This is a genomic window from Rapidithrix thailandica (genome assembly GCF_039710355.1).
Lineage (GTDB): Bacteria > Bacteroidota > Bacteroidia > Cytophagales > Flammeovirgaceae > Rapidithrix > Rapidithrix thailandica.
In genome coordinates this window covers 69,833-90,398 of sequence record NZ_JBDKWZ010000006.1, presented here as the reverse complement: position 1 = coordinate 90,398, position 20,566 = coordinate 69,833, and the positions used below count along the sequence as shown (strand labels likewise).

The 20,566-nt window shown below is 42.4% G+C and carries 12 protein-coding genes; 11 read left to right on the top strand and 1 reads right to left on the bottom strand.

Annotation, left to right across the window (positions count from 1 at the left end):
• The first annotated feature begins 132 nt into the window (after positions 1 to 132).
• The 4 genes from AAG747_RS11730 (at position 133) to AAG747_RS11715 (ending at position 4,339) form a co-directional block, all read left to right on the top strand.
• Positions 133 to 1,230 (top strand): Nif3-like dinuclear metal center hexameric protein, encoded by a 1,098-nt coding sequence (locus tag AAG747_RS11730; RefSeq protein ID WP_346821364.1) that lies wholly within the window; start codon positions 133 to 135, stop codon positions 1,228 to 1,230.
• 153 nt (positions 1,231 to 1,383) lie between these two features.
• A complete protein-coding gene (locus tag AAG747_RS11725; protein ID WP_346821363.1) occupies positions 1,384 to 2,172 on the top strand; it encodes a zinc ribbon domain-containing protein in 789 nt (262 codons plus the stop codon).
• Between the two features lie 157 nt (positions 2,173 to 2,329).
• Positions 2,330 to 3,166: an ion transporter gene (locus tag AAG747_RS11720; RefSeq protein WP_346821362.1), complete on the top strand. Its 837-nt coding sequence runs from the start codon at positions 2,330 to 2,332 to the stop codon at positions 3,164 to 3,166.
• A gap of 102 nt (positions 3,167 to 3,268) precedes the next feature.
• Positions 3,269 to 4,339 carry an o-succinylbenzoate synthase gene (locus AAG747_RS11715; protein WP_346821361.1) on the top strand — a complete coding sequence of 357 codons (1,071 nt, stop codon included), beginning with the start codon at positions 3,269 to 3,271 and terminating at the stop codon, positions 4,337 to 4,339.
• Positions 4,340 to 4,411: 72 nt separating this feature from the next.
• Here AAG747_RS11715 and AAG747_RS11710 read toward each other — a convergent pair whose 3' ends face one another.
• Positions 4,412 to 4,747, bottom strand: a complete 336-nt coding sequence (locus AAG747_RS11710) for a hypothetical protein (RefSeq protein WP_346821360.1) — start codon at positions 4,745 to 4,747, stop codon at positions 4,412 to 4,414.
• 431 nt (positions 4,748 to 5,178) lie between these two features.
• Here AAG747_RS11710 and rocD point away from each other — a divergent pair, with 431 nt between their 5' ends.
• The 7 genes from rocD to AAG747_RS11675 all read left to right on the top strand — a co-directional run bounded on the left by rocD (position 5,179) and on the right by AAG747_RS11675 (position 20,431).
• On the top strand, positions 5,179 to 6,420 hold the full coding sequence (gene rocD / locus AAG747_RS11705) for an ornithine--oxo-acid transaminase (protein WP_346821359.1): 1,242 nt from the start codon (positions 5,179 to 5,181) through the stop codon (positions 6,418 to 6,420).
• A 476-nt stretch (positions 6,421 to 6,896) separates the two neighbouring features.
• Positions 6,897 to 8,093, top strand: a complete 1,197-nt coding sequence (locus AAG747_RS11700) for a vWA domain-containing protein (RefSeq protein WP_346821358.1) — start codon at positions 6,897 to 6,899, stop codon at positions 8,091 to 8,093.
• A 205-nt stretch (positions 8,094 to 8,298) separates the two neighbouring features.
• Positions 8,299 to 9,408, top strand: coding sequence for an ATP-binding protein (locus AAG747_RS11695; RefSeq protein ID WP_346821357.1), 1,110 nt, complete (start codon positions 8,299 to 8,301; stop codon positions 9,406 to 9,408).
• A 44-nt stretch (positions 9,409 to 9,452) separates the two neighbouring features.
• On the top strand, positions 9,453 to 12,125 hold the full coding sequence (locus AAG747_RS11690; RefSeq protein ID WP_346821356.1) for a hypothetical protein: 2,673 nt from the start codon (positions 9,453 to 9,455) through the stop codon (positions 12,123 to 12,125).
• An 85-nt stretch (positions 12,126 to 12,210) separates the two neighbouring features.
• Positions 12,211 to 14,751, top strand: coding sequence for a leucine-rich repeat domain-containing protein (locus AAG747_RS11685; protein ID WP_346821355.1), 2,541 nt, complete (start codon positions 12,211 to 12,213; stop codon positions 14,749 to 14,751).
• Positions 14,752 to 14,800: 49 nt separating this feature from the next.
• The gene (locus AAG747_RS11680; protein WP_346821354.1) at positions 14,801 to 17,599 is read left to right on the top strand and encodes a leucine-rich repeat domain-containing protein; all 2,799 of its coding nucleotides are present in this window, start codon (positions 14,801 to 14,803) and stop codon (positions 17,597 to 17,599) included.
• Between the two features lie 51 nt (positions 17,600 to 17,650).
• Positions 17,651 to 20,431: a leucine-rich repeat domain-containing protein gene (locus AAG747_RS11675; protein WP_346821353.1), complete on the top strand. Its 2,781-nt coding sequence runs from the start codon at positions 17,651 to 17,653 to the stop codon at positions 20,429 to 20,431.
• The last annotated feature ends 135 nt before the right edge of the window (positions 20,432 to 20,566 follow it).

The following is a 20,566-nucleotide window of genomic DNA, read 5'->3' as shown; positions in this document are numbered from 1 at the left end:
ATGAGCGTTTCTCCGGTGAACCCAACAGTAATTTTTAATATTGTACTTCTGGTAATGTATAAGGTACACCCCAAGGTAAAAAGAACACGTAAGCCTTGATACATGATCAATCGGTTACTACAAAATGCAATTATGTTAAAGATAAAAGACATTACAACCTATCTGGAATCGAAAGCACCAAGGTCCTATCAAGAGAGTTATGACAACGCGGGGTTGATAGTCGGGAATCCGGAAGAGGAAGTAAAGGGAGTATTGGTTACCCTGGATTCCACAGAAGAAATTGTAGAAGAAGCGGTCCGTACGGGATGCAATTTGATCGTAGCGCATCATCCCATTGTATTTTCCGGTTTAAAAAAACTAACCGGAAGCAATTATGTAGAGCGTACGGTAATCAAAGCCATTAAACACGATATTGCTATTTATGCCATTCACACCAACCTGGATAATGTGGAAATTGGTGTAAATCGTAAAATTGCTGAGCAAATAGGTTTGGAAAATTGTCGAATCCTGGCTCCCAAATCCGGACGACAGTGCAAATTGGTCACTTTTGTGCCGGAAGAAAACAAACAGGACGTCCTTAGTGCTTTATCGGAAGCCGGGGCCGGGGTGATCGGAAATTATTCCAAATGCAGTTATCAAACCAAAGGTACCGGTACCTTTGAACCCAATGAACAAACTAATCCTCATATAGGCGAACAGGGAAGCTTGGAATATGTGGAAGAAGTTCGTTTGGAAATGGTGTTTCCCGATTACCTTCAGGGTGCCCTCATTGCAGCCCTCAAACAAGCCCATCCTTACGAAGAAGTGGCTTATGATATATATCCCTTGTTGAATAATAATGGTGCAATAGGATCGGGAATGATCGGGACCTTGCCCGAGGCCCAATCTCCTCAACAGTTTTTGTTGTATTTGAAAGAACGCATGAATTTACATTGCATCCGGCATACCCCTATCACCGGGCATCAAGTTCAACGCGTTGCAGTATGTGGAGGGGCGGGAAGTTTCTTGTTAAAAGCCGCCAAAGCTCAAAAAGCAGACGTGTTTATCACCGGAGATTTTAAATACCATGAGTTTTTCGATGCGGAAGGAACCATTCTCATAGCCGATATAGGGCATTATGAAAGTGAAGTATTTACCAAAGAGTTACTTGCTGATTGGTTAAAAGAACAATTCAAAGGATTGAGGGTGTGTTTATCGGATGTGAATACCAATCCGGTTCACTACTTATAAAGGATAGAATATTTGCGCAGAAAGCGAAAATAATCCCAAAGTAGGTGTTTATTCGGTAACTTTTTGTTAAAATTGCACTTCATTTTTAACTAGGCTTAAAACAGTAGAGGATCAATTTTTAGGGACATTTCCTGAAAACTCGTAAATATTCTTATGGAAAATACAGTACCGCAAAAGCTTGCCGCCCTCGTAAAATTACAATCTATAGATTCGGAACTAGATGAACTCAGAAAGGTAAGAGGGGATTTGCCTGAAGAAGTGCAAGACCTGGAAGATGAGATTGTAGGTTACGAGACAAGAATTGAGAAGTTCAAGAAAGAAGCAAACGAGTTGGAGGAGCATATCCAACAGAAAAAACAAGCAATTAAAGAATCGCAGCAACTCCTGCAAAAATACGAAGATCAACAAATGAATGTTCGTAATAACCGGGAGTACGATGCCATTTCAAAGGAAATGGAATTGCAAGATTTGGAAATTCAGATTTCTAACAAGAAAATCAAAGAAGCCCAAACGGCAATTGAAGGGAAGAAGAAACAGATTGATGATACCAAGCATACCCTGGACGAACGGAACAAAGATCTGGATAACAAGAAAAAAGAGCTGGAAGTAATTGTTTCTGAAACAGAGGTAGAAGAAGAAAAATTATTGAAATCCAGGGAAAAGGCTGCCGAAAACCTTGAAGAACGCCTTTACAATTCTTATCAGAGAATTCGCTTGAATGCCGCGAACGGACTGGCTGTTGTTTCAGTGAAGAGAGGGGCTTGCGGAGGATGTTTCAATATGGTTCCTCCTCAACGCCAGGCAGATGTAAAAGATAAGAAAAAGCTGATCGTTTGTGAACACTGCGGTAGAGTACTCGCCGATGTGGAAGTAGTGGAAGAGGTGGAAAAACCTAAAAGAACTACCCGGAGAAAGGCGACTACAAAAACCAAAGCGAAGTAAGTCGGATCACCTTTCTGTAACCTGTCAGGTTTTGCCTGTATTGAAGTTAAAAACATGTACTGTCCGGTGTGTAGTGGATTTTCCAACTACTCACCGGACATTTTTTTTATTACTGAACCGGATAGGGGCAACTTTTTTGAGTTAATCAAGACTTACTATGAATCGCAATTTACAAGACATAAACCGGAAAAACTGGCCTCAATGGCGGGAGCGAATGCATGAAATTATCTTTGAAGCAGATACTCCGGAAGGCAAGGCGTTTGATGTAGCCTTATTGTGGGCCATATTTATCAGTGTACTTGCCGTGGTATTGGAAAGTGTGGCGTTTTTGGACCGTGAATATGGAACATGGTTGCGATGGATAGAATGGGGCTTTACTGCAGTGTTTACGGTTGAGTATGTCGCCCGGGTTCTTTCGGTCCGTAAGCCGCTTCGTTATATGACGAGCTTTTATGGCATTGTGGATTTGCTGTCCATCATCCCCACTTACGTAAGCCTTTTTGTGATGGGCTCACAAACGTTATTGGTCATTCGTGTGATCCGTTTGTTACGTGTGTTCAGGATCTTTAAACTAGCTCGCTATCTGGGGGAAGCCAAAGTGCTGGTGACCGCATTAAAAGCCAGTAGGCATAAAATTACCGTCTTTTTGGGCTTTGTGGTGAGTATTACCGTCATCATCGGTACCTTGATGTATTTGATTGAAGGGCGGGACAACGGATTTACCAGTATTCCGAAAAGTATTTATTGGGCGATTGTAACGCTGACCACTGTAGGATATGGAGACATCTCTCCCCAAACCCCTTTAGGGCAATTTCTGGCCAGCTGCGTGATGGTGCTGGGGTATGGAGTGTTGGCTGTTCCCACGGGTATTGTCTCTGTGGAGATTGCCCATGCTCAAAAAAATGCCATGATCAATGCAGCCTGCCCGGGTTGTGGTAAAGAAGGACACGAACACGATGCCAGCTTTTGTAAATATTGCGGGACAAAATTGTAAGGATTGCGCTGAGTTCCGTAAGGTGGATTTGCTAAATTTTTACTACATTCAAGTACTGGAGTAATCTCTCAATCTTCACTCCCATAACTTAACAAATAAATTATGAGGTATACAGTTGATTATCAAAAATATACACTCGATTTTAAATTTGATGCCCGTACTTCCCGGGGCGCAATGAAATCAAAAGATACCTATTTTGTCAAAGTGTACCGGAAAGGTAACCCTGAAGTATTTGGCTTAGGGGAATGTAGTGTATTAAAAGGCTTGAGTGTGGACGACCGGGAAGGCTACGAGCAGGTACTGGACAACTATTGCCAGCAATTAAGCAAACTCAACGACTTACAGGAATTCCGGAAATTACCCGGTTTGGTGGAATGGCCCAGCATTCGTTTTGGTTTTGAAACGGCCGTGAACGATTTGCTTAACGGAGGGCAAAGAATGGTTTTAGGAAATGCCTTCCGGCTTGCCGGGGCTCCGTTGCCCATCAATGGCTTGATCTGGATGGGGGATAAGGAATTTATGTTGAAACAGATTGATGAAAAGATCAAGCAGGGATATCATTGTATTAAATTAAAAATAGGCGGGATTGCCTTTGAGCAGGAGTGTGAACTACTGGCGCATATCCGGCAGCAATACGCAAAAGAACAAATTGAACTCAGAGTGGATGCCAACGGGGCTTTTTCTCCCAAAGATGCCATGGCCAAATTGGAAAAGCTGGCTTCCTTTGATTTACATTCTATCGAACAGCCTATTCGCCAGGGGCAATACAAGGAAATGGCCCGTTTGTGTGCGGAATCTCCCTTGCCCATTGCTTTGGACGAAGAGCTGATCGGAGCCCGGGGATTTACGGACAAAATTCAACTATTGGAAAAAATACAGCCACAATACATTATATTAAAACCTTCTTTGTTGGGAGGCTTACGGGCTTCCGAAGAGTGGGTCGAGGTGTGTAAGTCCCTGGAAATCGGCTGGTGGATTACCTCCGCTTTAGAAGCAAATATCGGATTGAATGCTATCTGCCAGTTTACCGCCAATTATGAAGTAAACATGCCTCAAGGTTTGGGTACCGGGCAATTATACCATAACAATATAGATTCTCCTTTAACTGTGGCCGAAGGAAGTATCCGGTATGATTTGAAAAAAGAATGGAATCTGGAAGGGCTGAAGATATAAAAAGCAAAACCTGAAAAAAAGAAAGAGGAGATGGGTAGGCCACCTCCTCTTTTTATTTTAAAAGAGGGCAGTTTATTCTTCTTTACCTTTACTTTTTAACTGTTCTCTTAACAGAGCAATGATATCATCTTTATCTTTCAATTGCGCTTTCAATTGTGCCGCTTGCTCCTTGAGTAAGGCAAGCTCTATTTGCAAGTCTTGTTCCGTATTCCGTTGTTGGCCTTCGGTGTCCTGGCCTTCCTGAGAAGGACTACCCGGTTGGGTAAAATCCTTGAACCAATTGAAGAAGTCATCAATGGAAGGGCTTTTATGCCCTTTATATTTATCTTCCTGCTCCTTCATCTTTCGCTTGACTTCCCGCATAAATTGCTTCACTAAAAATTCTATTCTGTCTTCTGAGCTGTTCATAATCCTGCTGTTTCTATTCTAATAACTCCATGTATCTTGCTTGTTATACGTACACAAGCGATTCATGTTATTTTTTGGGTATATAAATCGAATTAACATCCGTTTTGCAAAACTCTTGAGTCCTTTATAAGTAATCACTATATTGGCCCTCTTAGCCCTGTACCTTCCTTTTACATTAAAAATATCGAGAATAATTAAGAAAAAGTTGCCTTTTTTACATGAGTGGTTGAAGACAAAGATAAGTAGGAGTCATGGCTTTGTAAATTTTAATTTTTGCCCTAGAATTTGTTATTTTACCATCATAGGAAAGAACTTTACTTGTCAACATAAATAACAGTTCTTACGCAGCAATGTAAATAAATTACAGACCATTTTGGTAATCAGTGAGTTACCTGTTGAAAACAATTACAAACACATAAAATCACAGAATTATGCAGGATGCAATAGTAACTTCATCAAAAGAGGCGATGGAATTGGAAAACCGCTATGGAGCGCATAACTATCATCCGATACCGGTAGTCCTTGCCAAGGGAAAAGGGGTGAAGGTATGGGATGTGGAAGGAAGGGAATATTACGATTTCTTATCCGCGTATTCAGCTGTTAATCAAGGACATTGTCACCCTCGTATCATTCAAACTCTGACGGACCAGGCATCTGTACTGACCTTGACATCCCGGGCCTTTTACAGTGATACATTGGGGGTATACGAAAAATATATTACCGAATATTTTGGCTATGATAAGGTCTTGCCCATGAATACCGGGGTTGAAGGAGGGGAAACGGCCATCAAACTATGCCGTAAATGGGCCTACGAAGTAAAAGGAGTAGAGGAAAACAAAGCGAAAATCCTTTTCGCCAAAGGGAATTTCTGGGGACGTACCTTAGCCGCTATTTCTTCTTCTACCGATCCGGATAGCTACGAGCATTATGGGCCGTATATGCCAGGCTTTGAATTGATTGCCTACAATGACCTGGACGCCTTGGCCAAGGCTCTGGAAGATCCCAATGTAGCCGGGTTTATGGTGGAGCCTATTCAAGGGGAAGCCGGGGTAGTCGTTCCTGAAAAAGGCTACCTGAAAAAAGCCTACGAAATGTGTAGGGCGAAAAATGTGCTGTTTATTGCCGATGAAGTACAAACCGGTATCGGCCGTACGGGGAGATTATTGGCTTGTGACTATGAAGAGGTAAAACCGGATATTTTGATCTTAGGAAAAGCCCTTTCCGGTGGCGTGTTGCCTGTATCGGCTATTTTGGCCCGGGACGAAATCATGTTGACTATCAAGCCGGGACAACACGGCTCTACCTACGGTGGAAACCCCTTGGCTTGTCAGGTAGCGATGAGTGCTTTGCAGGTGCTCAAAGAGGAAAATATGACGGAAAATGCTTATCGTTTGGGGAGAGTGTTCCGGGATCGCATGCGGCAGTTAGTGGAAAAAACCGACTTGTTACAAAAAGTCAGAGGAAAGGGATTGTTGAATGCTATCGTAATCAACGATACCCCCGATAGCAAAACCGCCTGGAACATTTGTGTGGCTTTGAAAGATCATGGTTTACTGGCAAAACCAACCCATGGAAACATCATCCGTTTTGCTCCGCCTTTGGTGATTACAGAAGAGCAATTGCATGAATGTTGCGATATTATTGAGAAAGTAATTCTCAACTATAAAAAATAAAATGTAATTATTCGAAATTCGAAAAAAACCTGGCAGTTGCAGTCTCTGTCAGGTTTTTTTATTTTTATTTCATATCTTTTCACTGGCAATGGAACAAAGCTAATTTTCTGGGTAAAGATATCACCGTAAATAGTTTACGGACTGGCAAGATATACTTGTGTGAAATACCAAACAGTGGTATTTATTATTATACGATAAAGAATATACTAAAAGCATGTTTAAAATTCTTTGCGGGGGCTGCCCTTTTGATGGTAAAAATTCTCAGTTTCGGGTTCTCAAAATACTGAGCTGAGGCTCCTGAAAGGAGAGTTTTTGACCCAAAGGCTGAAATGTAAATATGCTCTAAAAGCTAGGAACCCTCTGAGAGTAGTAAGGTTAACTTTAAGAGGGGGATCTTATAGATTGTGATGGGCTCAACCGTACTTGTACACTTCTAAATTGGAAGCGTTGTTACAAGTATTTAAAATCAACAAACATTGGAAGAAATTTCAAAAGTATGCATTCAACTATTGCTGCATGAGCCTTTTTATGGGCATTTTTTAATGGGGGTTCCCAAAGAATTCACAAAAAGGGTAAACACGGCAGCAGTGGCACTTTACCGGAAGCAAATGGTAAAGTTGATGGTGAACCCCGTTTTTTGGAAGTCCTTATCTCAAGAGCATCAATATGGCTTGATCAAACACGAAGTGCTGCATTTGGTACTAAAACATCTGATCAGACAAAAAGGCTATTCCAACAAACGGTTATACAATATTGCAGCCGACTTGGTCGTAAACCAGTACATCAAACCGGAACAATTGCCGGAAGGTGGAATGACCCTCGACTTTTTTAAATGGGTGGAAGAGGAGTGTGGTATCGAGTTGAAAGCCGAACAGGATGTGGATTACTATTATCATCAATTACTAAAGGTACTCCATCAAACCTCCTCGGAGACCGGCCAACCTGGTGAAGGAAGGAAAATGTTAGACGAGTTGTTAAAAGAAAATTTGCCAGCCTTTGAACAGCACCGTTATTGGGAAGAGTTTAATGAGCTAACACCGGGAGAACTCAAAGTACTGGAACAACAACTGAAAAATGTGACCAAGCAAGCAGCTTTGCGTATTCGTCATAAAGGTTGGGGAAATTTACCTGCCGGGATTATCGAAGCCTTGGAAAACTTGTTGCTTGAAAAACCCAAAGTGGATTGGAAACGGGCCTTGCGTTTGTTTGCGGCTTCCAGTAATAGTACTTATTTGAAGAATACCATCCGTAGACCTTCCAAACGCTATGGCACCACCCCCGGGCATAAAATCAAACGCAAACACGAATTGTTGTTAGCCATCGATACTTCCGGTAGTGTGGCTATAGAGGAGTTTAAGGAGTTTTTTAATGAAATATACCATGTATACCGGCAGGGTGCTGTTGTCACGATCGTGGAGTGTGATGTCAATATCCAGAAGATTTACCCTTTTAAAGGTGAAATTCCCGATACTGTGAGCGGTCGAGGGGGAACAGATTTTAATGCACCTATCGAGCTGGCGAATGAAAAGCTGCGTCCGGATGCGGTGATTTACTTTACGGATGGAGGCGCACCGGCACCCGAAGTAAAGCCCCGGATGCCCATATTGTGGGTGCTTTCCAGTGGAAAAATGAATAGCGGAGCACATTTGCCGGGAAGAGTGATTCGTTTGTAGAAAGTCGTTATTTTACTTTGAATAGGAGGGGGGTAGAGGCGAGTTTTTGAGAGAGGAAGGAAGATCCGGTATGTGTTACTCTTCTGACCGGTTTTGAGAGAATAAGTCGTCCGGGTTCAATGTTTGAATGGGATCCTTTCTAATCCCTAAAACTAAGCCCTAATCCCAGAAAAAACTTTATACCACATTAATCATATTTTGGAAAATGAGTCAAGGACACAACTACATTTTTTATGGTACTGAAGCAAATGCCCGGGAAGTAAAAACTTTTATCGGGCACTTGTTGCAAACCAATGCCACTGCTGAAGTACAGGGGCGAAAGAAAACCCCGATATGTATATGGGGAACCCATGGAATCGGTAAAACGGATATTGTACAACAAGTAGCTGAAGAGAATGGCTATGCCTTTGCTTATATAGCTCCGGCCCAGTTTGAAGAAATGGGAGACTTGGTGGGAATGCCGGCGGTGGAAAAGGGCAAAACCGTATTCAGTGCACCGGATTGGGTGCCCGATACTCCGGGACCGGGTATTTTGTTGATCGATGACGTGAACCGGGCAGACGACCGTATCCTCCGGGGAATTATGCAGCTCTTGCAAAACTACGAATTGGTCAGTTGGAAACTGCCCGAAAAATGGCAAATCGTACTAACGGCGAACCCGGACGGAGGAGATTATTCGGTAACGCCTATGGACGATGCCATGCTGACCCGGATGATGCATATCACCATGCAGTTCGAAGCGAAAACCTGGGCCTACTGGGCTGAAAAAGCCGGAGTGGATGCACGGGGGATCAACTTTGTACTCACCTATCCCGAAATTGCCCAAGGGCATCGCACTACTCCCCGCTCTTTAGTGCAGTTTTTTGAGAGTATTGCTCATATCAAAAATCTTTCGGAAGAACTTTCCTTGGTGCAAATGCTGGCGGCTTCCTGTCTGGATGAAGAGACCGTTTCGGCTTTTATCGCCTTTGTGCAACAAAACCTGAGCGAATTGATCAGTCCGGAAAAAATCTGTAAAGCCAAAGACTTTACCAAACAAGTGTACCAGGAAGTAAAAGGCTGTGTGAATAAGGATATCTTCCGGGTGGATATCATGGCAACACTGTGTACCCGCTTGGTGAATTACCTAACCATCAATGATATAAAGCCTGATAAGGAAGAAGTGAAAAATCTTCAGAGTTTTATCAAAATGGACTTTTTACCCAATGATTTGCGCTTGTCTCTGTTGCAAGACCTGGTAAATTCCAATAACAAACACTTGAAAATGGTCATGACAGACCCGGAAGTCAGTATGCTTTTATTAAAGAAAATGTAAAGCCAACAGACTCATTTTTTTCAAACAGTTAAAAAACTAAACCAATGTCATTATACTATCATTCGTCTTATTATTATGGCAAATTTGAACAATTTCCGGAAGTAGAGGCTATTTACTTGAATAAACCGGAGGTGCCGGAAAGGTTAAAAAAACAATACCCTAATTTGAAGGGAATTCGTCTTGAACTTTACAAATCAACCTTCTCGCGAAGTAAAGTAGATGTCAACCAATATTTAAAAGAAATTGCCGCTCATTTCCGTTTGGAAGAACTGGTGTTGGATTCCAACAAATATCTATCGGAATTACCGGAAGAATTACAAGAACATCCTTTGCGTAAGTTGACCATCGGCCATGCTCCGAAATTGGAACAATTGCCTATGGGTTGGCAGGCTTTTCCTTATCTGGAAAAACTGAGTTTTACCGGCGAAAAATCACAAATTCCCAAAGCTTTTTTGGCTTCCGACAAGCTCCTCGAAGTAGAATTGAAAGGTATGGTGGAGGGGGTCGAAGCCCTTTCTGAGGCTGTAAATCTCGAACATTTGTCTTTGGAGGAAAGCCCGGACACCGTTTTGAGAATTCATTTTGAAAAACTAACAAAGCTGAAGAAATTTAGTCTCCAGAAATATTCAAACCTCTCACAGATCCCTTCCTTCAAGCCCCTTGTTGCACTAGAGCATTGTGTATTGGCAAACTTGCCTGTTCTTACTCAAATGCCCGAAGGGTGGGAAGCGCTTTTCCAATTGAACGAGTTGTATTGTGGCAGCCTGGGAAAACCCGAACGCCCTTTGGCCTTTTCCTTTGAACGTTTGCCTGTATTACATGAGTTACATTTGAATAATTGCTTTTTTGACGATACCCGAGCCTTTCTGGGAGAAATGCCCGCATTGCAAACATTATCCTTATCCGATTCTGCGCTTAAAAACTGGCCTGAGAAATTATTACAATGTTCTGATTTGATACGTTTGCGGTTGAAGAATTGTGAATTGAAGTCTTTGCCCAATGGCTTCAAGTCATTACGAGAGGTAAACATTGAACACTTGCCCTTGGAGCATTTTCCTACCGACTGGCAAGAACTTTCTCATTTAAAAAAAGTTGGTATTCAGGATTGTCCGGATTTAAAACAGTTGCCTGCTTTTGGTCGTGAAAATAGTAATTTAAACACAATCGAGTTAAAAGGTCTCCCAGTCCTGAAAGAATTGCCGGAGTCTTGGGCAAAATGTCCTAAATTGACAGAAATCACCCTGACCAAACTACAAGTTCAACAGCTTCCTCTCTCTTGGTTGAAAATGCCCTCACTGAAGAAGGTCCTATTAAAGGAAGTGAGCCTCCAATTTATCCCCAAAGAGTTTATTGTAGAGTCGGATCGTATAAGTTACAGATTTTATAAGGTAGACTGTATACCCGAACAATATGAGAGCATAATCAATGATCTGCCCGGAATATTCTATAGGGACAAATATTCTGCGGAAGCCCGTTTGGCAGTCGGGTATTTGCTATTTGAAATGGATGTATCTCAACGTTTGCCGCAAAATTTAGTCCCGGCTTGTGTGGAAGTGCTCAATGGGAAAAACCCGGAACTCAAGCAAATACTTTTCGAGCGCTTATATGCACTGAACCCCAAAAGGCAAAAGCTATCTGATAAGGACGTAAAAGATTTTAACGGAAAAACGGTGGCCATTGCCGGTACTTCGAAAAATAGTAAAACTCAGATAAAAGAACATTTACAAGCGATGGGTTTTACTTATCAAACCAAAGTAAAAAAGGATACGGATTTTGTGATGTTGTGCAACAAGGCCAAGTTGCCAGAGGAATTTTGTGAGTATCCGCATTTTTATTTTTCGGAAATGGAAAGTGAAGCGCTTCATAAAAAAGAAAAGCCTGGCTTTTTGATGGAAATACCCGATGATCATTTATCGCACCTCCGGGCTATGCTCTGGACGAACGATCCGGCCAATGAAAAAATAGTGTTGGAGATGATAAAACAAGGGGGAACACCGGAAGAGCTTTGGCCGGAGTTAATAATCATAGCAAAAACCTCTCAAGATAAATCGGTCAAAACCCAATTGAGAAAGCTACTGAAAGCACAACTGCCAGTAGGAGCTCAAAAAATCCTTTCCGACCCGACCAACTTGCAACTTTCCATATGCCCTTACGGGGATTATGAAACAATGGCCCCGGAGTTTGATATTGCCTCAATGGCCGTTTGCCACTACAAGCGTAGCGGAAAATTTATACGCGAGTTTTTCCGCTTGAAAAGTAGCTTGAAAAGCCCTTTCCGAAGTGAATTTTTTGAAAACGTCTTTCCTCAATTTTTGGAAAAAGCGCATTACTTAAAGACCACGGGTTGGGCCTTGACAAAGGAAGAAATGGAGCAATTGCTTTCCCAACCGCTTTTTGAAGGAAAGTTAAAACGTCTGATGATGGATGGGGGAGCAATGGAGGGCATTCCCCCGTCATTGTATAAACATATCACATTGAATGAACTGAGTTTGAACATTACCGGGGAGAAACTGCCGGATGAACTGACACAGTTGAACCGCTTACGCATTCTTCGAATTCAAGGAGACCAAATAACAAGCATACCGGAGAGTTTTAAAGCATTGATACACCTGAAAGAGCTTTTTGTGTATTCCAAAGTACCTGTAAAAGTGCCCGGAGGAGTAAAAGAACTATCCAAACTAAAGCGTTTGTATTGTTATCCCAAAGCATTGAATTAATCCGGATATCCTGCCTATAGGGGTTTTGCTTGTGATGTTTGAAAAGCAAAACCCCTACAGGCATTTCCCTAAACCACCTGTATTCATGTATAGTAAAAGTAAATATATTGAAACGTTAGATACTGCTATTAAAGATGAAATCCAACAAGTAAACGAGCTTGTGATTGCAGATGCTAACTGTTCCAAAGAAGAGTTAAATGATTTTTTATTGGAATACAAACCTACTTGCCGGGCTTTAAAAATTAAACACGATCATCTGGAAGAACTACCGGAGGCCATGGGCTTACTGTCTACAGTGCGAGAGGTAACGCTTGACCTTCCGAAGCTGAAGAAGTTTCCGGATTTTTTTCAAAAGGCTTTTTATACGGAATTAACCATCAGTTGTACCAAAATGCCTGAGGTGCCCGAGGCTTGGCTTCAATCGGGAGAGCCGCTCTCCTTTCCTCTCATCAGCTTGAGATTGGATATAGACGAGATGCAAGAATTACCGGCTTGCTTTTGTGTCCCTTCTTTGCGCCAAGTAACAATATACAGCTACTATCTGCACCAATTGCCTGAGGATTTTGCGGTAATGCCGGAGCTGAGGCGGTTGGTGATAGAAGCCCCCCTGCGGCAAATGCCTCTTTTGCATGATCTCTCAAATCTGAAAAACTTGAGTTTGCACAAAGTAGAAATAGAGGATTTTTCATCTGCCAACTGTTGGCCGGAGAATCTGATAAGCTTGTTTATTCACAATATGATTGGGGTGAACAAAGGACCGGATTTTTCTACGATGCAAAATTTGACAAAGATAATTTGGCGTAACCAAAAGCCTTCCAAAGTCAATTTGATGGGTATCTCTGTTTGTAAAAACCTGGAGGAGCTAGAGGTTAAGAATGTGGATTTGCATGAAGATTTGACCGCATGTGACCGTTTGAGGTTTTTAAAAATCAAAGGAGAGCAACTGGAAGAACTACCGGTTTATCTGATGGGGATGGATTCCATCCGCTTATTGGATATCAAAGATACACAATTGTCACGGGTGCCGGAGGACTGGAGTGGATTGAAGCACTTGGTGACCTTGAGTGTGGAAAACAACCAACTCAAGGATTTTTCTTTTCTCTATACCCTTAAGAGTTCGAAAATTGACCGAATTATTATTGGGGACAATCCCATCAGCGACCCTCTATTCATGTTGGAGGGCACAAAAAAGCTCCCTATAGAAACCGATGAACTGCAAAAATTTGCCCCGCTTTCGTATCAAGAAACGGTTAGTTTTGTGTTTGGGCTTAGCAAAAGCAAGTTTTCCAGAGAGGAGAAAGAGTGGTTTTACCATCAGTTTCAGCAAGTTCCCAAACTGACCCTTCCCCATGATTGGTCAACATACCGGCTATTACGGGCCTTGAACATTGCCTATAAACCTTTACAGGACATCATAACGCAACGGATACTGGAACTCTCCGGACAACAAGAGGCTGAAGCAAAGCTCCGGGCAGGGGCGAAGGTCTATTTGGAAGGAAAATTCCAACAGCCCAAAAAGGAAATCAAAGCAAAATTGGAAACACTGAACCTGACGCTGTGCGACAAGTGGGAAGAAGGTATCAGTCACATTGTGGTAGGGAAGCGGCCTGCCATGAAACTACCGGAAGCATCCTATGACCAGGTGTGTCTTTTGCTGGAAAATCAACTGTACCGCTTGTTTGAAGAGGCCGATCCGAAATTTTTGGTGCAAGAGGCCCAAGAAGGAGCGCGGCAGATGGGAGAAGGAGTAGAACAGATGTTACAAAGCGAAGAACCCGGCACACAAATGGTAGCCTTGGAAATGCTGAAAAACGGAGGTGTACCGGAGCCGTTATTTATTGAATTGCTATTGATACAAAAATGCTCGAAGGAGGTGGCCCTAAGAAAAGCCGCCCGAAAGCTTTTGGAAGCGTTCGGTCCGACTGAATGGTTGAGTTTTGTCCGTGACAGGAAGACCTTTGTGAACATCCGGGAAAAAGAGGAACGTGATCTATATTTAAAACAGTGCGATCTGGAAGAGGTAGCCGGGAAAGAATTGCTTGCTCAATTTAGTTTGAAATTGTTTCAACGCTTTGGCAAAGGAGTACATTATTTGTTAACAGACTTGCCTTTGCATGATGAATGGCGTCTGAAAACACTGGAACTCCTTACCAAAGACGGGGTGTTGGACCTGGACCAATGGTCAAAGTGGAAAATTGACACCTATCCGAAATTCCCCATAGACTATCCCCATAAATCGAAGATTACCCAATTGAAATTGAGTTGTTGCGGGTTGAAATATTTACCGCGCGAGTTAACCGAGTTTGATAACTTAACCGAATTGAGTCTGAAAGAAAACCAGCTTCACGAGTTTCCGGAAGTGGTGTTGAGTATGCAAAAACTGAAAGCATTAGATCTAGGGAGTAACAAAATAAAATCCGTTCCTCAAGAAATCGCTGTATTGGAAAACTTGGAAAGGCTTGGTTTATATGCGAATGAGTTAACCGGGTTTCCGAAGGAAATATTGGCCTTGAAAAATTTAAAAGAACTGAATTTATATACTTGTAAATTCAATAAAAAGCAATTGGCCGGATCCTTATTGGAAGAAATCAGAGAAGCTTTGCCCTCCTGCGAAATTAAGATGTAGTCTTAGGAAAGGTTCAAAAACTAAAACCGATAATAGAACTTGTAAATAGATGAAAATTAATAATATACATCAAGTTGTAGATCTTGACACCTTGAAAGAAGCAGGTCAGCTGTTCATTGAAGACAAAAGCTGTACGGTAGAGGAACTAAATGATTTCTTTACAAAATATAAGTCGAATTGCAGGACTTTGTTTTTCCGGAACGATCGAATTGAAGAGCTGCCGGAGGCCATGAGGGAATTGACTGCCTTGGAGTATGTGATACTTGACCTTCCTAACTTGAAAAAGCTTCCTTCCTTTTTTCAGGAGGCCGCTTATAAGGAATTAACCATCAAATGTGCTGAGTTACCCGGGATCCCTGAGAAATGGAGCCATACCGGAGAGCCTGTTTTGCTTCCTCAATTGATCCGCTTTACCCTTGACATAGAAAGGATGAAGCATTTTCCGGTCAGCTTTTGTTTGCCCAGCGTGAAATACTTGAAAGTATTCAGCAACGAGTTGCGTGAATTTCCCGGAACGTTAGCAAAGATGACAATGCTACAAAACTTGTCTGTAGAGGCTCCTCTCTGTCAAATGCCTGTTTTGCATACCCTCAGGGGCTTGAAATATTTGTATCTGAAAAAAACGGAAATAGAAGATTTTTCTTCTACGGATTATTGGCCGGAGAGCTTGGGATATTTGTTTATCTCAAATCAAATAGCGGTGAACAAAGGCCCGGTTTTTTCTATCTTGAAAAACCTGTGGAAAATAGAGTGGTTTAACCAAAAGCCTTCCAAAGCCAATTTGGCGGGTATTTCCGTGTGTAAATCGCTGGAGCATCTTGAGTTAAAGAATGTCGTTCTACACGAAGGTTTGAAGGGTTGTGAAGGCTTGAAATATTTTAAAATAAAGGGAGGGGAGTTGGCCTCCTTGCCTTTCTATGTGACGGCGTTGGAACACCTCTTTTCATTAGAGGTTATAGATACCCAGCTGTCACAAGTACCGGATGATTGGAGTGGAATGAAAGGCTTGGAGTGTTTGGATTTGGAAAATAATCAACTCAAAGACGCGGCATTTGTCTATACATTACCTAATTCGAAAACACATTTTATCAACCTTAAAAAAAATCCTATAAGCGATCCTCTGTTTATGTTGGAAGGCAACAAAATGCTTCCGGTACGTATAGAGGCTCTGGATTCATTTACTGCTCTTGGTTATAAAGAGACCCTTCGTTTTGTCTCGGGTTTGGCAAAAAGCAAACTTTCCCGGGAAGAGAAAGAATGGTTTTATACGCAATTCAAGGAGCAAACCAGCTTTACGGTTCCTCCAACCTGGTCAGTGTACCGCTTGTTGCAGGCATTGCATATTGCCTATAAGCCTTTGCAAGATGTATTGACGCACCGAATTTTGGAACTCTCCGAACAACAGAAGGCAGAAGAGAAGTTTCAGGCGGGAACCAAAGTGTATTTAACAGGGAAATTCGAGCAAACCAAAAAAGAACTCAAAGAGAAGTTGACGGCCTTAAATGTGACATTATGCAACAAATGGGAAGAAGGTATTAGCCATATTGTCGTAGGGAAGCGGCCTCCGGTAAATTTGCCGGAAGAAGCGTATGAAGGAGTCTGTGTATTGTTGGAAAATCAATTGTACCGTTTGTTGGAAGAAGCAGACCCGAAATTCCTGCTGCAAGAGGCCCGGCAAGGAGAGCAACAGATGGGTGAAGGAGTTATGCAAATGTTGCAAAGTGAGGATCCCGGAACCCAAATGGTAGCCCTGGAAATGTTAAAAAGCGGAGGTGTACCGGAACCCTTATCTATCGAATTGCTGGTGATACAGAAATGCTCGGAGGATTCCAAGGTGAGAAAAGAAGCCAAAAAGCTTTTGGAAGCTTTCGGGCCGGCTGAGTGGCTGAGCTTTGTGCGCGACCGGAAAAACTTTGTGAACAGCCAGGAAAAAGCGGAGCATCAAATTTATAAAAAGCAATGTGAGTTGGAGAAAGTAACCGGGAAAGAACCGCTTTCCCAATTTAGCTTGGGCTTGTTTGAGCGCTATGGCAAAGGAATACATTATTTGTTTGCGAACTTGCCTTTGCATAACGAATGGCGTTTAAAAGCTATGGAAGTCCTCACCCGGGAGAATGAGAACGTGTTGAATCTGGATCACTGGTCAAAGTGGAATATTGATGTCCTCCCGAAATTTCCCTCGGATTATCCCCATAAAGCCAAAATCACCCAATTGAATTTAAGCAATTGTGGTATAGAGGTTTTACCCCGGGAGATCCGTGAATTTGAAAACCTTACCGAACTGAACCTCTATGGGAATAATCTCTGTGAACTACCGGAAGTAGTGCTGAGCTTGAAAAAACTGAAGGTGTTGAATTTGTACTCCAGTAAAATTATTTCTCTGCCTGCAAGTATTGCCGGTTTAGCAAATTTGGAAGAATTGTGCTTGGGAGTTTGTAGTATGGAGGCGTTTCCCAAAGAAGTATTGGCGTTGAAAAATTTGAAAGTATTGGACCTCAGTATCAACAATATTAGCTCTCTTCTTGCGGAAATCGTTGAATTGGAAAAGTTGGAGAAGCTTGATCTATTTGCGAATAAACTTACCGAGTTTCCTAAAGAAGTATTGGCATTGAAAAACCTGAGAGTACTAACAATTGGACGTAACTCGATCAATGCTCTTCCGGTGGAAATCAGGGAACTGGAAAAGCTGGAAGAACTGGATTTGACGAGGCTTGAACTGACTCAATTTCCAAAGGAAATATTGGCTTTGAAAAACTTAAAGCGGTTGGATTTGCGTTGGCAAAATCGTTCATTTCCAATGCCTAAAGATATTCAGAAAGCTTTACCGGAATGTGAAATTTTACTGTAAGGGAAGAGGGCTTTCTAAAAAACAAAACCATTGATCTGAGTAACTCAAAACATGGAAATTACAGATATCCGGGCCGCCAGCGATCCGGAGGTGCTGGCATATGCGACTTCCCTGGAAATTAAAGATCCTGCTTGCTCGGTAGAAGAATTGAACAGCTTCTTAGCCAGCTGTAATCCTCAATGTGTGAGCTTGGTGATCTGGAATGAGAAGATAGAAGAATTGCCGGAAGTCATGGGTGGGTTTACCCGTTTGGAACAGGTAATACTAGAGCTTCCCAATTTGAAAAAACTGCCTGCTTTTTTCCAAGGAGCTGCTTATAGGAGATTAAGTATTGCCTGTGTTGAAATGCCCGGGATACCCGAAGAATGGAACTACCTTGGGGAAACGGAGGTATTTCCCCAATTGGTAACAGTTTCTTTAAATGTGGACAAGATGTGGCAGCTTCCGGCCTGTTTTTGTTTGCCCACCTTGAAAACGTTGAGAATACGTAGCAAAAAGCTACCACAGTTACCTGAAGAGTTTGTTGCAATGTCCGGCTTGGAAGGGTTGATCATCAAAGCTCCACTGCGCCAACTTCCTGAGTTGAATAATTGCCCAAAGTTGGAAACGTTGAAATTGGAAGACGTAGAAATCGAAACTTTTTCCACTACGGATGCTTGGCCCGAGAGGTTAGAGTCTTTGCAAATCACTAGCAAACAGAGGGTGAAGAAAGGGCCTGTATTTTCTTTTTTGAAAGAGTTGAGGTATCTGAAATGGAAAAGTGATCAGCCGTCTCAAATTGATTTAGCGGGAATATCTGCCTGTAAATTCCTCAATGAGCTCAAGGTACAAAATATTTCCCTTCATCCGGATCTGAAAGAATGCCAACAACTGGAGAGCTTAACTTTCGAAGGAGGGGAGCTTGTGGAGCTGCCAGCCTACGTAACCGGGATGAAATGCCTTAAACACCTACAGGTGACAGGTACCGGCTTGTCCCGGGTTCCGGAAGATTGGAGTGCTCTGAAAAACCTGGAATTCTTGGAATTGGCTAACAACCAACTGGAGGATTTTTCCTTTCTTTATACACTTTCGAGCTTGTACATTCAGCGAATTTCGATCGAGGGAAATCCAATCCGCGATCCCTTGTTTATGTTGGATAGCAACCATCACCTTCCGATAGCAACCGATGTTTTCAAAGGGTTCTCTTTATTAAATGCAAGCGAGACTCTTCGTTTTGTGCAGGCCCTTGTGAAGAGTAAGCTTTCCCGGAAAGACAAAGAGTGGTTTTTCTACCGGTTCAAGGAGCTGACTGAGCTGAAGATTCCCAACGATTGGCCGGTGAGTCGCTTGTTACAAGCCTTCCATATTGACTATTCACTGTTGCATAGTTTGGTAGTAAACTGGCTATTGGCTCTTTCCGAAGCGCAAGAGGCAGAGACAAAACTCTGTGCAGGGGCCAAAGTACTGCTCTTAGGCAAATTCCACTGGCCGGAACAAGTGATTGCGAAGAACCTGGAGGTACTGGGACTGACCTTGTGCAAACAGTGGGAAGATGGTATTAGCCATATCGTAATCGGCAAATGTCCTCCGGTAGCCTTGCCGGAAGTGGCCTTTATCGGGGCTTGTGTTTTATTGGAAAACCAACTGTGTCGTTTGTTAATGGCTTATCAGTCAGGGTTTTTACAAGATGTAAAAGGAGAGAAAGCTTTCGGAGAAAGGCTTGTCCGGATGTTGAGGAGCGATGATCCTGCCACGCAGATACTGGCTTTGGAAATATTGGAAAAAGGAGGGGTACCCGAGCCGTTATTTATGGAATTACTGCTGTTGCAAAAATGTTCGGAAAAGGAAAACGTGCGGGCGGAAGCGAAAAAATTGCTGGAAATCTATGGGCCAGCCGAATGGTTGAGTCTTGTCTGGAATGCTGACTTTGAAAACCTCAAAGAGGAATCCAAGGATATTTATGAAAAGCAGTGTTTTGTGGAGACGTTCGTAGGGCGCGAGCTGCTGGCCCGGTTTAGTTTTGAACTGTTTCAACGGCATGGTAAGGGACTCCCTTACCTCTTGGTTCATCTGCCTTTGTTCCATCCATGGCGCCTTAAGACTTTGGAAACTCTTACCACAGACAGTATAATGGATTTAAGCCATGGGGGAGGGCAGCATTCAAAAATACGTCTGAAATTTCCCTCGGATTATCCTTATAAAAAGAAGGTGACCCAATTGAATTTAGAGCATTGTAATTTAAAGCTAGTGCCTTGTGAACTCGCTGAATTTGAAAATCTTGTAGAGCTGGACCTTTCTCTTAATCTACTAGAGGAATTTCCGGAAGCAGTGTTGTCTTTGAAAAAACTGAGAAGCTTGGATTTGTTCGGGAATGGTGTCCAATCCGTTCCGGCAAACATAGTGGAATTAGAGCAGTTGGAAGAGTTGGGTTTAAATTTTAATACGCTTAAGGAATTTCCTCTGAATGTGTTGCAACTAAATCAGCTGAAAAGGCTGGATCTTGGTTCAAGTCAATTCCAATCATTTCCAAACAACCTGACAGGGTTAGAGCAGTTGGAAGAATTGGATTTTGAAAGGAACAAACTCCGGGTGTTTCCTAAAGGCATACTGCAATTGAGACGGCTGAAAAGTTTGAATCTGAATACCAATTTGCTTCAATCACTCCCTGCAAATATGGGGGGATTAGAACGGTTGGAAGAATTGGATTTGTCTTATAACAAATTGTCCACATTTCCTATGGAAGTACTGGCTTTGAAAAGCTTAAAACGGCTGGATTTGCGTGCGAACCTTCATCTATTATCCATTCCTAAAGAAGCTTCCCAAGCTTTGCCGGACTGTGAAATTTTACTTTAACTCGAAAGTTGTAATAAGAGCATGTTTAAAATTTGTTGCAGAGTGCCGGCTACCGGACCGCAACAAATGATGCGCTGAGGTTCCTGAAATGGAATTTTTTAGCCCAAAAGGTGAAATTTAAACATGCTCTAAATA